The sequence below is a fragment of the Paenibacillus sp. Soil787 genome, from assembly GCF_001429545.1.
Lineage (GTDB): Bacteria > Bacillota > Bacilli > Paenibacillales > NBRC-103111 > Paenibacillus_E.
In genome coordinates this window covers 19,669-33,433 of the sequence record NZ_LMSP01000031.1, presented here as the reverse complement: position 1 = coordinate 33,433, position 13,765 = coordinate 19,669, and the positions used below count along the sequence as shown (strand labels likewise).

Genomic DNA, 13,765 nt, shown 5'->3' with positions numbered 1-13,765 from the left:
ATGTAAGACCCCTTGTAGACGACGAGGTTGATAGGTTCGAGGTGGAAGTGCAGCAATGCATGCAGCTGACGAATACTAATCGGTCGAGGGCTTAACCAAAAACCCTGAGTGTTACTTTACGCAAGTTTCGTATCTAGTTTTCAAGGAATAAATCCTTGAAGTAACATTGTTTCTATTCCCTGATAGCTCAGTTGGTAGAGCACTCGACTGTTAATCGAGTTGTCACAGGTTCGAGTCCTGTTCGGGGAGCCATATGGAGAGGTGTCCGAGCTGGCCGAAGGAGCACGATTGGAAATCGTGTAGGCGTCACAAGCGTCTCGAGGGTTCGAATCCCTCTCTCTCCGCCACTATCTTTCTAGCAAGGCCCGTTGGTCAAGTGGTTAAGACACCTCCCTTTCACGGAGGTAACAGGGGTTCGAGTCCCCTACGGGTCACCATTAATTTTCTAGTTATATCCCATGGAGGCTTAGCTCAGCTGGGAGAGCATCTGCCTTACAAGCAGAGGGTCGGCGGTTCGATCCCGTCAGCCTCCACCATGATTCCTTAAGCAAGACTTGCTTTGCTCGGATTCATCATATATGATTAATGTCGCGGGGTGGAGCAGCCCGGTAGCTCGTCGGGCTCATAACCCGAAGGCCGCAGGTTCAAATCCTGCCCCCGCAACCAATCTTCTTAACCGAAGATATTGTACTTAGCATGGAGCTGTGGTGTAGTGGCCTAACATGCCTGCCTGTCACGCAGGAGACCGCGGGTTCGAATCCCGTCAGCTCCGCCATTTTTTCCCGAATCAAGTAAGGCTTTGTAGCTCAGTCGGTAGAGCAGAGGACTGAAAATCCTCGTGTCGGCGGTTCGATTCCGTCCAAAGCCACCATTTTTCTAAATGAATAAGCCGTTGTAGCTCAACTGGTAGAGCAACTGACTTGTAATCAGTAGGTTGGGGGTTCAAGTCCTCTCGACGGCACCATTGCTTTGTGGAGGCTTAGTGAAGTGGCTAAACACGGCAGACTGTAAATCTGCTCTCTTCGAGTTCGGTGGTTCGAATCCATCAGCCTCCATTTACTTTTTCTAGGGGCATAGTTTAAGGGTAGAACAAAGGTCTCCAAAACCTTTGGTGTGGGTTCAATTCCTGCTGCCCCTGCCAAAAAAGTAAGAAATTTAATATTGTGGCGGTCGTGGCGAAGGGGTTAACGCACCGGTTTGTGGATCCGGCATTCGCGGGTTCAAGTCCCGTCGTCCGCCCATTATTACCAAGCAACATAATGGGGATTAGCCAAGCGGTAAGGCAACGGACTTTGACTCCGTCATGCCAAGGTTCAAATCCTTGATCCCCAGTTTTATATGCGGAAGTGGCTCAGCGGTAGAGCATCGCCTTGCCAAGGCGAGGGTCGCGGGTTCGATCCCCGTCTTCCGCTCCATTATTACTAAGGCGCCATAGCCAAGTGGTAAGGCAGAGCTCTGCAAAAGCTTTACCCCCAGTTCGAATCTGGGTGGCGCCTCCACATTACAAGCCGGAGTGGCGGAATCGGCAGACGCACAGGACTTAAAATCCTGCGGTAGGTGACTACCGTACCAGTTCAAGTCTGGTCTTCGGCACCAATATCTTTACAACTTCATATGCCGGCATGGCGGAATGGCAGACGCGCTCGACTCAAAATCGAGTCCGAAAGGGTGGAGGTTCGAGTCCTCTTGCCGGTATGGAGAAAAAATAGGACATGAAATCATTTGATTTCATGTCCTATTTTTGTATTGCCTCGTTATAAAATTTAATGTTTGATCCGATTCAAATCCGAGAAATACGAGAGTAATGTGTAGTTGCCTGAAAGGAGGATGGATATGAGAAATTCCTTGCGCTTCAAATTCGTTGCTGGCTTTCTAATCATCATTATCCCGCTTGTTTTTTTTCTAGTATTTAATAATATGTATGCAACAAATGTCGTGCGAGCGCAAGTTTCTAAAACGAACAGTAACTTACTTGCACAGCATGTAAAGCAAATCGATCAATTGTTTCTTGAAACGAATACTTATCTTTATGATTTATGGAACAATGAAGTTGACATTAATCAACTTAATGATCTTAAATACGGTACGGATGATTATTTATTTACTAAAAGACGAGTACTGAATCGTTTCCAAACAGACCTCAATAAATTTTTTCTGATGGATACCCTATTTCTTTTTAATGTAGAGACCAAGGACACGACTATTGTAACCAAGCAAGACTATTATCAACAGGAGCGACTCATTACGGAAAGAGTTCCGATAGAGCTAGTGAATCAGAAAGATAGGGACACGCCGGTATGGCAGGTCATTCAATTTGAGAATCGAACGGTCTTAATGAAAATTACTCGCCTTACAAATAATATGATCTCTGGCGCGATCGTTAACACAGATAGTTTAGTTGCTTCTTTGAAGTTTTTGGACATGGGGACAACTGGCGGAGCAGTCATACTTTCTAAGAATGGGGCTGTTGCTTCGGGGACGATACTTGAAGATTCGAAGCTGAAGGCAGCTGTTGATGCAGCACCAAACCTTAAGAATACGTACAAAATGGTTTCCGATCCGAGAGATAAGGGTAAATATCTGCTTATCGGTGTTTCTTCTGAAATTGCAGACATCCAATATACAGTAATGATTCCCGAAGGGAATATGCTGAAGCATCTCCCCTTTTTTCAGTTAGCGGTATATTTCATCCCTTTAGGCGGAATATTGATTTTGCTTTTTTACTTATACTTTCTGCGTAGTGTCTTATTGAAGCCAATGAATACATTGATGCTTGGGATGAAACGTATTATGCGAGGCGATTTAAACATTCGATTGAATGAAGATCACTCGAGTGAATTTTCTTTTTTGATAGGTACGTTTAACAATATGGTTACAGAAATTTCAAAGTTGAAAATAGATGTTTATGAGGAGAAAATTCGTACGCAAGAGGCTGAATTTGGACTGCTGCAGGTACAAATCCGACCACATTTTTATTTGAATTCACTGAATATTATTTATAGTTTAGCGGCTATTAAGGAATATGCTTTGATCCAAAAGATGACACAGCATTTAGCTGAATACTTTCGTTTTATTACACAGAATAACCAAGGAGTCGTGACACTGGAAGCAGAAATTAGACATACTCAGAATTATTTGGAGATACAGAAGCTGCGGTTTCCTAACCAACTCGTTTATGAGATTGAACTGCCGGATCGATATCGTAAATGTGATATCCTGCCTTTGACGATTCAAACGTTTGTTGAGAATAGCATCATTCATGGATTTGCAGATCGAAGAGAGCTGTTTACGGTTCGAATTATTGTTACTGAGGATGAACAAGCTCCGGATGATTTCTTATGGATAGAAGTCAGCGATAGCGGAGTCGGATTTCCTGAGCCTTTGTTGGAGAAGCTGCAAGTAGGCTTTTACGAAGATGAGTTATTTGCAGAAGGCCATTTAGGCATCCAAAATGTAATAAAAAGGCAGCGTATCAGATATAACGGAAAAGCAAAATTGTCGTTTAACAATGGCAAAGTTAGAGGTGCCGAAGTTAAATTAAGTATTCCAATGAGTTATTCGATTAATGCGGAGGATGAAGATGTATAACTTGTTGGTGGTGGATGATGAATTATATGCGGTCAAAGGTATCACTCAAGGCATTGATTGGTCAGAAATGGACATTTCAAAAGTGTTTGAAGCTTTTGATGCAGAGGAGGCCAAAGAGCGGTTTGCTTTATCCGCAATAGATATCGTAATTTGTGACATAGAAATGCCTTCATGCAATGGCTTAGAACTATTAGAATGGATTAAAGAACATTATCCCCAAACAGAAACGATTTTTGTCACAGGACATGCTGACTTTAATTATGCACGCAGAGCGATTCACCTAGATAGTTTTGCTTATTTGTTGAAGCCTGTTGATTATGAAGAATTAAAGGCTGCCGTTAGCCGTGTCGTACAAAAGCTTATTATAGATCGGACTTATAAGAAATATTCGTCATTGTTTGAATCACAAAAACCTCTTATGGAGGAAAGATTTTGGCAGGAATTTTTTGCAAATCGAATTGCTTCGGAAACACAATTTGAACAGCTTATTACAAAATATCAAATGAATATTTCATCTCAATTTTCAATACTGCCTATTTTAATAAGTGTAGAATTGTGGCAAAAGGAGTTGACCGTACGTGAAGAGGAAATTCTGGAGTATGCGCTGCGAAATGCAGCATCCGAGTTAATTGTAAAAGGAGATCAGGGTTGCGTCATTCAAGATCGAAGAGGCCATAATATCATTATACTATATGAAAAACAAGGCGAAAGTATGGATGTAGAGGAACTCACGCGTCGGTGCGAAAGCTACTTATCGGCATGCAATCAATACTTTTATTGTAATTTGTCCTGCTACGTCGGCACAGTCTCAACGTTCCCTAATCTGCTCAAAACATATGTATCGCTTCTGGAAATGGAACGCAGCAATGTCACCCAATCCAACAAAGTGTTAGCGCAATTTAATCAGTGGTCTCAGCGCATTGTGACACTAGGAACAGACATCATACAAGTAGAAGATAGAGAGCAAGCATCCGTCATCCAAAAAATATACGATTATATAGATGAGCATTTGCAGGATGAACTTAGTAGAGAGCAAATTGCTGAGTATGTACACTTTAATTCGGCTTATTTATCCCGGTTGTTTCGAAAAGAAACAAACACTTCGTTAACGGACTACATTCTGGAGAAAAGAATGCACAAAGCAAAGTTACTTTTGGTCTCCACGAATATTAAAATCAGCGATATTTCCTCTTTGGTTGGCTATGGTGATATCCCTCATTTTACTAAAATGTTTAAAAGATATGTCGGATTAACTCCACAGGAATTTCGAAAGAGTAAATCATGAATAATCAATAAAAAGGAAAAACTCTTGGTTTTATTGCCAAAGAGTTTTTTAATTTATGTCACAATAACACAAGTTGATAAGTCACTTTTACCAGTAGAGCAGATAGATCATGCACCCTATAATAGTATTAGAAGAAGCAAGATGTTTAAGCTTGCCGGACAATAGGAGGTTTTTTCACATGAACCAGGAGGCTAGTATAACTGTACCTGCTAAAATTGAAAAACGAAGTATACGAAAAAAGAACGATGCTTTTCGACATATTTTACAATATAAAGCGCTTTATCTTATGTTTATGCCAGGTGTAATATTTCTGCTCATCAACAATTACTTCCCGATGTTTGGCGTAATTATTGCTTTCAAAAACGTGAATTATACCGATGGAATACTGCATAGCCCCTGGGTGGGTTGGACAAATTTCAAGTTTCTATTCAGTACCTCGGATGCTTGGGTTATTACCCGTAATACACTGCTTTATAACGCATTGTTTATTGTTTTAAATCTTGTGTTCGGTGTAGGTCTTGCTATTTTGTTTAATGAAATAAAAAGTCGAATGGCAGGGAAAATGTATCAATCGATTATTTTCTTACCGTACTTCTTATCGATGGTTATTGTTAGTTATATCGTTCTTGCGTTCTTAGGGGTGGAAAATGGATTTATCAATAAATCGATCTTGACTCCACTAGGAATTGAACAAATCGATTGGTATACGGAAAACAAATACTGGCCTTATATACTTCCTCTTGTGAATACATGGAAAAGCATAGGGTATTTTTCACTCATCTATCTCGCTGCGATTATCGGTTTTGACAGTGATTACTATGAAGCCGCAACAATCGATGGGGCTACAAGGTGGCATCAAGTACGCTATATAACGATTCCATTATTATATCCGATCATTATCATAACAACTTTGCTTGCTATCGGTAGAATTTTCTATTCGGATTTCGGTCTTTTCTTCCAAGTCCCATTAAATTCAGGATCGATTTTCCCAACAACAAACGTTATTGACACTTATGTTTATAGAACGTTCCAAACGAATGGTGATATCGGGATGTCCTCTGCTGCGGGGCTTTATCAAGCTGTTGTCGGAATGATTCTAGTATTCACAACGAACGTTCTCGTGAGAAAATTTAGCCGGGAGAACGCACTGTTCTAGAGCAATTAAGCGGTAACTTTTAGGGAGGATCACAATGGCAACATATAAATTATCGCAGTTATTACTGCATCTGTTTTTTATCTGTCTATCCTTAGCTTGTCTACTTCCAGTACTATTAGTCATTAGTATTTCTTTCTCGGATGAGAATACGGTGGTTGCGAACGGGTTTAAATTCTTTCCGGAGAAGTTCAGTCTAGATGCATACGGCTTTCTTTTTAATCAATTATCTCAAATTATTACCGCTTATGGGGTCACGATATTTGTAACCGTTGTAGGAACTTTGCTTAGCCTGCTGCTAATCGCACTTTATGCGTATCCTTTATCTAGAAGGGAGCTCCGGCATCGGAATAAATTTGCACTGTTCATATTTTTAACAATGATCTTTAATGGCGGTCTGGTTCCTTGGTATTTGGTATATGTGAATTTATTGCATCTTAAGGATTCGGTTTGGTCACTTATTATACCTTTGTTCCTTCAGCCATTTTTTGTGATTATCATGCGGACATTTTTTCAAACGACCATCCCTGACTCTATCATTGAATCCGCAACCATTGACGGCGCGAGTGAAGTGAAGATATTTTATAAAATTATCCTTCCTTTATCACTTCCGGTGCTCGCAACAATCGGATTATTTAATACTTTGAACTACTGGAATGACTGGTTCCTAAGCTTGATCTTTATCACAAAAGGCAACGGAATTAGTTTACAGTATTTGATGTATAAAACGCTGCTAAACATTCAATATTTAACCACGAATGAGAACGCTGCCAGCCAATTATCGAAAATGGGTGCAGTTGTTAATCTCCCTTCGCAGACACTGCGGATGGCAATGGCCGTTGTTGGCATGGGACCTATCATATTCGCTTATCCGTTCTTCCAAAAATATTTTGTCAAAGGACTCACTATTGGTGCTGTAAAAGGCTAATCCCGGATAACACCGGTTTAGTATATACAAAAAAATTGGGAGGGTTTATTTGTGAAAAAGAATTTAGGTTCTATAAGTATGATTTCTTTGTTAGCACTTAGTATGGTAGCCGCGGGTTGCGGGAAAGCAAGCTCGACTTCTACGCCAGCGCCGGCAGCATCTGCCGCAGCAACAACAGCACCAAAATCAAATGAACCAACGGTTGAAATACAGCTTATGTTTCCTGGAACGCCTCAGAAGGATGTTGCGTTGGTTGAAGCCGAGGCCAACAAATATTTAAAGGATAAACTGAATGTTACCCTCAAAATTAATGCTGTAGACTGGGGACAATGGGATAATAAATTAAACTTGATGATCGCCTCTGGAGAACCATCCGATATTATTTTCACAGCTGCATGGCAAAGATATGCGATCAACGTAGCGAAGGGCGCTTTCCTGGAGCTGGGCCCGCTGATCGACAAGGACGCTCCGGATCTTAAGAAAGAGCTTGATCCCGCTTTCTTCGAAGGCTCGAAAATTAACGGCAAAAACTATGGCATTCCGACGAACAAAGAATTGGCCGCGATGCGCGGCGTCGTGTACCGTAAGGATTTGGCTGAAAAATATCAAATGGATGTGTCCAAAGTAAAAACGTGGGCGGATCTGGAGCAAATGCTCAAAGTCATTAAAGAAAATGAACCCGGCATTACTCCTTTCGCGATGAGCGCCACAGGCAACGGCGTGTTTGACGCTTTGGATTGGGATTCTTTGGGCGACGGATCGATACCGGGCGTTATCAGTAAAGTCGGTAAATCCACGAAGGTTCTGAACCAGTTGGAAACTCCCGAGTATCTGGATATCATGAAGCTTACACGGGCTTGGTTCAAGGCCGGTTATATCAATAAGGATGCGGCCACGACCGGAGCGGATCTGCCCAAAGCCGGTAAAGCATTTATGTGGGCGGAGGGCCTGAAGCCGGGCAAAGCTGCGGAAGTGGAAAGCTATCTCGGCTACAAGATCGGACAAATCGATTTGACGGTGCCTACCATTACGACAGGCGACGCTTCCGGGGCGATGCTGGCCATTTCCAAATCCTCCAAAAATCCGGATAAAGCGATGCAAGTCATCGGTTTGCTCCACAGCGATAAATACTTGAACAACTTGATCAACTTCGGCATTGAGGGCAAGCATTACGTTAAAAAATCGGAAAATGTCATCGACGTGGCGCCGGGCATCGATCCCAAAAACCATCCTTACAACCCGGGCGCACAGTGGGAGCTCGGCAACCAGTTCTTGAACTACTTGATGGCTAACGAAGATCCGAAGAAATGGGACTTGTTCAAGGAGTTCAACTCCAAAGGCGTGAAATCTCAGGGACTCGGCTTCTCCTTCGATGCGGAACCGGTGAAGAGCGAAATCGCCGCCGTCGTCAACATCAGCAAGCAATATGAGGCGGCAATCCGCACGGGTTCTGTTGAACCGGAACCGGCTATCGCCGAATATTTGGCGAAACAAAAAGCAGCTGGCGTCGATAAGATTATTGCAGAAAAACAAAAACAATTCGATGCTTTCTTGGCAGCAAACAAAAAATAAGTTACTGCGTGAGAATGGCATCAAACCTGTCTGTACATGTAGAAGGAGCTCGGTTCAAATGAACCGAAGCTCCTTATTTTTTTGCAATATCCCTAATGATTCATGATTACCAAACGAAAGTCATAGTTACGATTACAAGCAATATGAACAATACGAGAACAACAGCAGAGGAACTATAACCACCACCGTATCCAACACCAGCACCAGCAGCAACACCCATTTATGTCACCCCCCATCTAAAGGAATGGCTCTCTGCGAAATCGGATGAGAGACAATACTATCCTATGGAGAGATATAATGAATTGATTGGGTAATTAGCCTAAAGAAGTTGAAAACCTGCGCTTTTAGGCGAGCGCCTTTTTTCCAAAAATGATTCAAGAATCTGAACAAGAGGCAGCAGCCCCCCATATGGTAGAAAAGAGAATGATATGCCATTGTGGAGGTGTAAGTGCTATCGAGTACTTAGATATGTTAGCCAAATTAGGAGTGGGTAATGCGCATCCCGGGGGGTTCGGAGAGACGATTGAGCAATTGAAGAAGTATCCCATTGAGAAAGGGAAGCGTGTGCTAGAGGTCGGATGCGGGACAGGAAGAACGGCATGTTACTTGGCCGAGCAAGGATGCGAAGTAACTGCCGTCGATATTCGTCCGGAAATGATTGCGAAAGCGATCATAAGAGCTGAGAAGCAGGGGGTACAGGTACAATTCATAGTTGGTGATGTATGCCAATTACCCTTTGAAGATCATACTTTTGATGTTGTGATGGTGGAGTCAGTGACGAATTTTGCTGATGCTCAGAAAGCTGTATCCGAGTATTATAGGGTACTTAGATCCGATGGTAAGCTGTATGATCGAGAAGTCATCCGAATCAAAGAGATGTCACCTGGTGTTCATCGGGCGCTGTGCAGCTTCTATGGGGTAAGTAAAATATATAGTATGGATGAATGGCGGGAGCTGTTAGAAAAGGGCAGGTTTGGACCCGTGGACTTCTCAGGGATTCATTCTTTCCCGCTTACGATGTTCGAGGATCAAGTTCAGCATCCAGATCCTGTTCACTTGTCTGATAAGCAGTCATTTATGGATCCGCGGATTTGGCAAATCACAGCGAAATACGATGAGCTCGTCAATAAATATCATTCCTATATGGGCTATACCCTTATGATTGGATCGAAGGAATAAAGGGAAGACAAGGAAGGATTTTGGCTTCTCAATGGCGAAATATATGAGAAAGATTATCATTGGGGGCTGTTTCTTTGAACGTAGATGTCATAACGGAACGAATTCCGAATCGTAAGGCGAAAGAAATCTATGAGCGAATTTGCCGTCAAACAACGGTTTCCAAAACGGAGTTGTTAGAGCAAAGCGGGATGACGGTATCTACGTTGACACGGCTTTTGGAGGAGCTGACGATGCAAGGACTGATCCTTGAATCTGGTTTCGGTGCTTCAACAGGAGGGCGTAGGCCGATTCTATATGAAAAGAATCCGGCCTATGCTTATGTATTTGGTTTGGAAATATCCAGAACGTTGTCCAAACTTGTCCTTGTCGATCTAGGAATGAAGAAATTGGATACGCGGAGCTGGACGATGACGGCTGAGATGACCCCTGATGTACTGATAAGTCTAATCGTGGACGAAGTACAAAGGATGTTAACTACACATAACATTAATTCTTCCTCCGTGCTGGGGATAGGGATTGGTGCGGTTGGTCCTGTGGATCGCTTGTCAGGGACTATCTTAGAGCCGTCCTATTTTCCAGCAAAAGGATGGAGAAATGTTGAGATTTGCAGGCAGTTAACGGGAGAATTAGGTATTCCCGCATTGCTGGATAATGGAGCTAACACGGCCATCCTAGCTGAATCATGGCATCAACGTACACAGAGCTTTAGGCATCTGCTCTATATTCATGCTGGAATTGGTTTGCGCTCCTCCATGGTTTCTGAGGGAAAGGTTATTTACGGTGCTGTCGATATGGAAGGCTCTGTGGGTCAAATGATTATTCAGACGGATGGTATTCCGCATCGTAATACGTCAGGCAACTACGGAGCATTGGAGTCGTATGCTTCTTTATATGCCATCGAGAAGGCGGCTCGTACTGCATTAAAGCAAGGTCGATCTACGGTGTTGTCCCATTTGGTTGATGACCCCGAGCATGTCACGTACCTGCATGTTATGGACGCGCTCAAAAAAAATGATCCCCTTGTTGTGGAGATCATCACGGAGGCTGCCACTTATTTTGGCATTGGACTAGCTAACTTGCTAAATATTCTACACCCCGAGAAGGTAATCTTAGGGGGGCCGTTAATTGCGGGCGGGGAGTTGTTTTTCCAAACCGCTACGCAAGTAGCGATTCGGAAGACATATTACTACCCAGCTTATCAGGTTGTTTTCAGCAAAGGGCAGCTTGGTGAGGAAGCTCTGGCGATTGGTGCAGCCGTGATGGTCATGGACCAGTTGGTTAGGCTTTAATGCCCTTCAGGAAATCAATCAGCAGCGCATTGAAAGCCTCCGGCTTTTCCATAGGCGTCAAATGTGAGGCAGCCGGTATGACATGATAGCTGGCGCCATTAATCTGGTCGGCCATTTTCTTCATGACATCCGGAGGCGCGATCGGGTCTTGTTCACCAGCGATGACGAGCGTTGGCACCGAGATAGAGCTAAGCAGGTCGACAGAGTCCTCGCGGAATGCCATGGCAAGACATGCATGGACAAGTCCCTCTGCTGGCATTGATTCCATCACCATACTCAAGGTATCGACGAGCTTAGGATGCTCTTGCTTGGATGGTTCTGTAATAAGCTTAGGCAGCATAGCGTCTCTTGCCACCACGGACCCTTTTTCATATAGAGAGACAGACATGTTTAAACGATTCTTACGAGCCTCTTGTCCATCTGCTTCAGGACGAGTATTGGCCAAAATAAGTCCTGTGAAACGTTTTGGAGCTTTGCGTAAAAGTGCAAACGCCACATAACCACCCATGGAGAAGCCGCCAAGTGCGGCTTTTTCTATGCCCATTTTATCCATTAAAGTTAAAATGTCATTGGCATATTGGTCTATCGATATATTCGATACGGGTACATCAGACTGGCCCATGCCACGTAAATCAGGTGTAATGACACGATAGCTTCCCGACAACGCGTCTATCTGCGATTGCCACATGCGATGATCCAATGGAAAGCCGTGTAGTAAAATTACAGGTGCTCCATGCCCTTTTTCTTCGACGAATAGTTCGGCTCCGTTAATATGATGTTTCATAGTCCTTCACTCTCCATTAGATAAATTTACCACGCATAAAGTCCTAGTTTGTCACCCAATGGTAGTTCTTAGGGCATAAAATAGGGAAAATTATCGAAAAAGTTATGTCTTCATACTTTCATTATGGTTAACTCATACTTCTTTAACATTTCGTTGGTATTCTCTTATTATACCTTTAGTTAGTAAACATTAACAGGCAGAACGAAACATTCATTTTACGAAGTGGGGTTATTCATATGACTAAAAAGCCATGGTCCACACAGGAATTAGACAAGTTGATTCGCCTTTCCTCTGAGTGTCCTCCAGTAGTAATTGCCAGAGAACTTTGTCGTCCCGTAACTTCTGTACGCAAAAAAATGCGCGAAATTGGAGTAAGTTATGTAACCGGCGAGCAATGGAAAAAAAGTCAAATTCAGTATCTCATTTCGGATGAGGGCACGACGTATAAAAATAAACATAACCTGACACAAGCACCCAAAGAAAATGAATTCGAATCTCCTGTTCTAGATGAATTCTGGACAACACTCGTGAAAATGGCCAGAGTCGCGAAAAAGAGGGGGAAAAGAGTAGATGTCCTCTCGTTTATCGATACATACCGCAAAATTCGCGTTGGCGGATAACTACATAGGTAATCATTCATAAAAGGTGAAATCCGTTATAACGAGATTTTACCTTTTTCTTTTGCCCAGATACCTCTAAACTGAGAAGACTAATAACATCTAGGAGGTTGTATGCACAGGATCCCTTTGTTTTCACTGATTAGCAAGTATGATACAGCGATATGGGTTCGAGTCGTTGGAACGATTCTAACTTCATTAGCCGGATTTATGATGAGACCCTATTTGGTTTATTATTTGTATGACAAGCTGGACGGTTCCATTTTCTTATCCATGTTGATTATCGGATTGCAGCCGTTATGCGGAATTTTCGTGAATTTGTATGCAGGCAGCTTGAGTGATCGATATGGACGGAAGCCGATGATGCTGGCTGCTCTCATTATCCAAGCTTGCGCCATTGGCGGTTATATGTTTGCCAGTCACATTTGGGAATTTGCTGTCATTTCGATCATTAACGGCATTGGCCATGCCATGTTTGGACCAGCTGCTAATGCACAGATTACGGATGTCGTTCCGCAGGAGAAGCGCGCTGAAGTATTTGCTTTGCTGCACACAGCATTAAATATGGGTTCAGCATTTGGACCGCTCATTGGACTGCTTCTATTTACCTGGAATCCAACAATTATTTTCTTGACTTGCTCGGTTGCTCTCCTTGCATACGCAGGGTTGGTCGTGTGGAAGGTTCCAGAGACCATGCCTGTGAAGAGTGCCGCGGAGCAGGAATTGTCTAAAACAAAGCCGAAAATCAGATGGCGGGATCATAAGCCGCTCCTTTGGATAACGCTTCTAGCGATGCCGGTATCGCTGTTATATGCTCAAGTGGAGTCTACGTTCCCACTGCATTTACAGCAGCATTTCGAGAATTATAAGACTGTTTTTGCTACGATTATTACTTTTAATGGCTGTGTCGTTATTGCATTGCAAATATGGATTGCGAAGCGTACAGAGCACGTTTCCGCCTATTTAATAGTCGCAGCATCCTATCTGTTGTTTGCCATTGTGTCAGTCGGTTATGGATTTGTACCTATCTTTGCCATACTTCTTTTTGTTGAACTTTTATTTACCATTGGTGAAATGTTAAACGGTCCTCATATTCAGAAGGTGATCTCTGTTATTGCGCCAGAGGAGCATAGAGGTTGGTATTTCTCAGTGTTCGGGATGAACTGGCAGCTATCACGTGCCATTGGGCCCATTCTGGGAGGCTTGTTATTCAGTCACTTTGGAGGGAAGGTCATGTTCGCCGTCTTAGCTGCCATCATTCTACTAGCCGGTATTGCTCAGTCGCGATATATTCGAAGTCTTCATCACAAAAAAGAGGAGCCTTTTATTGAGCCTGCTTTGCAAACATAAGGAATGAAGCTCCCCGTAAT

At 43.0% G+C, this 13,765-nt stretch carries 11 protein-coding genes, 16 tRNA genes and 1 rRNA gene; 26 read left to right on the top strand and 2 right to left on the bottom strand.

The features are described from left to right. The 22 genes from ASG93_RS23620 to ASG93_RS23515 all read left to right on the top strand — a co-directional run. Positions 1 to 99, top strand: a 23S ribosomal RNA gene (locus ASG93_RS23620); the annotation flags it as partial. Positions 100 to 176: 77 nt separating this feature from the next. Next, positions 177 to 252, top strand: a tRNA-Asn gene (locus tag ASG93_RS23615). 3 nt (positions 253 to 255) lie between these two features. Continuing rightward, positions 256 to 347 (top strand) — tRNA-Ser (locus tag ASG93_RS23610). 15 nt (positions 348 to 362) lie between these two features. Continuing rightward, positions 363 to 437, top strand: a tRNA-Glu gene (locus ASG93_RS23605). Positions 438 to 460: 23 nt separating this feature from the next. Continuing rightward, positions 461 to 536 (top strand) — tRNA-Val (locus ASG93_RS23600). Between the two features lie 53 nt (positions 537 to 589). Then, positions 590 to 666 (top strand) — tRNA-Met (locus ASG93_RS23595). Positions 667 to 698: 32 nt separating this feature from the next. Beyond that, positions 699 to 775 (top strand) — tRNA-Asp (locus ASG93_RS23590). Between the two features lie 20 nt (positions 776 to 795). Beyond that, positions 796 to 871, top strand: a tRNA-Phe gene (locus ASG93_RS23585). Between the two features lie 17 nt (positions 872 to 888). Next, positions 889 to 964, top strand: a tRNA-Thr gene (locus ASG93_RS23580). Between the two features lie 9 nt (positions 965 to 973). Continuing rightward, positions 974 to 1,055 (top strand) — tRNA-Tyr (locus ASG93_RS23575). Between the two features lie 12 nt (positions 1,056 to 1,067). After that, positions 1,068 to 1,141 (top strand) — tRNA-Trp (locus tag ASG93_RS23570). Between the two features lie 25 nt (positions 1,142 to 1,166). After that, positions 1,167 to 1,239, top strand: a tRNA-His gene (locus ASG93_RS23565). 21 nt (positions 1,240 to 1,260) lie between these two features. Beyond that, a tRNA-Gln gene (locus ASG93_RS23560) sits at positions 1,261 to 1,332 on the top strand. A gap of 8 nt (positions 1,333 to 1,340) precedes the next feature. Next, positions 1,341 to 1,415: transfer RNA gene (locus tag ASG93_RS23555), tRNA-Gly, on the top strand. Positions 1,416 to 1,425: 10 nt separating this feature from the next. Next, a tRNA-Cys gene (locus ASG93_RS23550) sits at positions 1,426 to 1,499 on the top strand. 8 nt (positions 1,500 to 1,507) lie between these two features. After that, positions 1,508 to 1,596: transfer RNA gene (locus tag ASG93_RS23545), tRNA-Leu, on the top strand. Between the two features lie 20 nt (positions 1,597 to 1,616). Next, a tRNA-Leu gene (locus ASG93_RS23540) sits at positions 1,617 to 1,695 on the top strand. Between the two features lie 138 nt (positions 1,696 to 1,833). Continuing rightward, positions 1,834 to 3,588 carry a sensor histidine kinase gene (locus ASG93_RS23535; RefSeq protein WP_056835862.1) on the top strand — a complete coding sequence of 585 codons (1,755 nt, stop codon included), beginning with the start codon at positions 1,834 to 1,836 and terminating at the stop codon, positions 3,586 to 3,588. Beyond that, a complete protein-coding gene (locus tag ASG93_RS23530) occupies positions 3,581 to 4,873 on the top strand; it encodes a response regulator transcription factor (protein WP_056835859.1) in 1,293 nt (430 codons plus the stop codon). Before ASG93_RS23535 ends, ASG93_RS23530 begins: the two co-directional genes overlap by 8 nt. A gap of 178 nt (positions 4,874 to 5,051) precedes the next feature. Continuing rightward, entirely contained in the window at positions 5,052 to 6,029 is a 978-nt protein-coding gene (locus ASG93_RS23525; RefSeq protein WP_082615052.1) for an ABC transporter permease, read from the top strand. A 34-nt stretch (positions 6,030 to 6,063) separates the two neighbouring features. Beyond that, positions 6,064 to 6,954 (top strand): carbohydrate ABC transporter permease, encoded by an 891-nt coding sequence (locus tag ASG93_RS23520; RefSeq protein WP_056835857.1) that lies wholly within the window; start codon positions 6,064 to 6,066, stop codon positions 6,952 to 6,954. 51 nt (positions 6,955 to 7,005) lie between these two features. Continuing rightward, a complete protein-coding gene (locus tag ASG93_RS23515; RefSeq protein ID WP_235550957.1) occupies positions 7,006 to 8,526 on the top strand; it encodes an ABC transporter substrate-binding protein in 1,521 nt (506 codons plus the stop codon). Positions 8,527 to 8,632: 106 nt separating this feature from the next. Here the strand turns inward: ASG93_RS23515 and ASG93_RS37240 are convergent, their stop codons facing one another. After that, on the bottom strand, positions 8,633 to 8,746 hold the full coding sequence (locus ASG93_RS37240) for a sporulation protein YjcZ (protein WP_082615051.1): 114 nt from the start codon (positions 8,744 to 8,746) through the stop codon (positions 8,633 to 8,635). 248 nt (positions 8,747 to 8,994) lie between these two features. Here ASG93_RS37240 and ASG93_RS23510 point away from each other — a divergent pair, with 248 nt between their 5' ends. Both ASG93_RS23510 and ASG93_RS23505 read left to right on the top strand, forming a co-directional pair. After that, positions 8,995 to 9,705: a class I SAM-dependent methyltransferase gene (locus ASG93_RS23510; RefSeq protein WP_056835855.1), complete on the top strand. Its 711-nt coding sequence runs from the start codon at positions 8,995 to 8,997 to the stop codon at positions 9,703 to 9,705. A 74-nt stretch (positions 9,706 to 9,779) separates the two neighbouring features. Then, positions 9,780 to 10,994, top strand: a complete 1,215-nt coding sequence (locus ASG93_RS23505; protein WP_056835852.1) for an ROK family protein — start codon at positions 9,780 to 9,782, stop codon at positions 10,992 to 10,994. On the opposite strand, the gene ASG93_RS23500 is transcribed toward ASG93_RS23505, so the two are convergent. Continuing rightward, complete coding sequence (locus ASG93_RS23500; RefSeq protein WP_056835851.1) at positions 10,984 to 11,778, bottom strand: alpha/beta fold hydrolase; 795 nt, start codon at positions 11,776 to 11,778, stop codon at positions 10,984 to 10,986. The two genes, ASG93_RS23505 and ASG93_RS23500, sit on opposite strands and share 11 nt — an antisense overlap. A 236-nt stretch (positions 11,779 to 12,014) precedes the next feature. Here ASG93_RS23500 and ASG93_RS23495 point away from each other — a divergent pair, with 236 nt between their 5' ends. Together ASG93_RS23495 and ASG93_RS23490 are read left to right on the top strand one after the other, a co-directional pair. After that, a complete protein-coding gene (locus ASG93_RS23495) occupies positions 12,015 to 12,398 on the top strand; it encodes a hypothetical protein (protein ID WP_056835849.1) in 384 nt (127 codons plus the stop codon). 111 nt (positions 12,399 to 12,509) lie between these two features. Beyond that, the gene (locus ASG93_RS23490; RefSeq protein ID WP_056835847.1) at positions 12,510 to 13,745 is read left to right on the top strand and encodes an MDR family MFS transporter; all 1,236 of its coding nucleotides are present in this window, start codon (positions 12,510 to 12,512) and stop codon (positions 13,743 to 13,745) included. Positions 13,746 to 13,765: the final 20 nt, after the last annotated feature.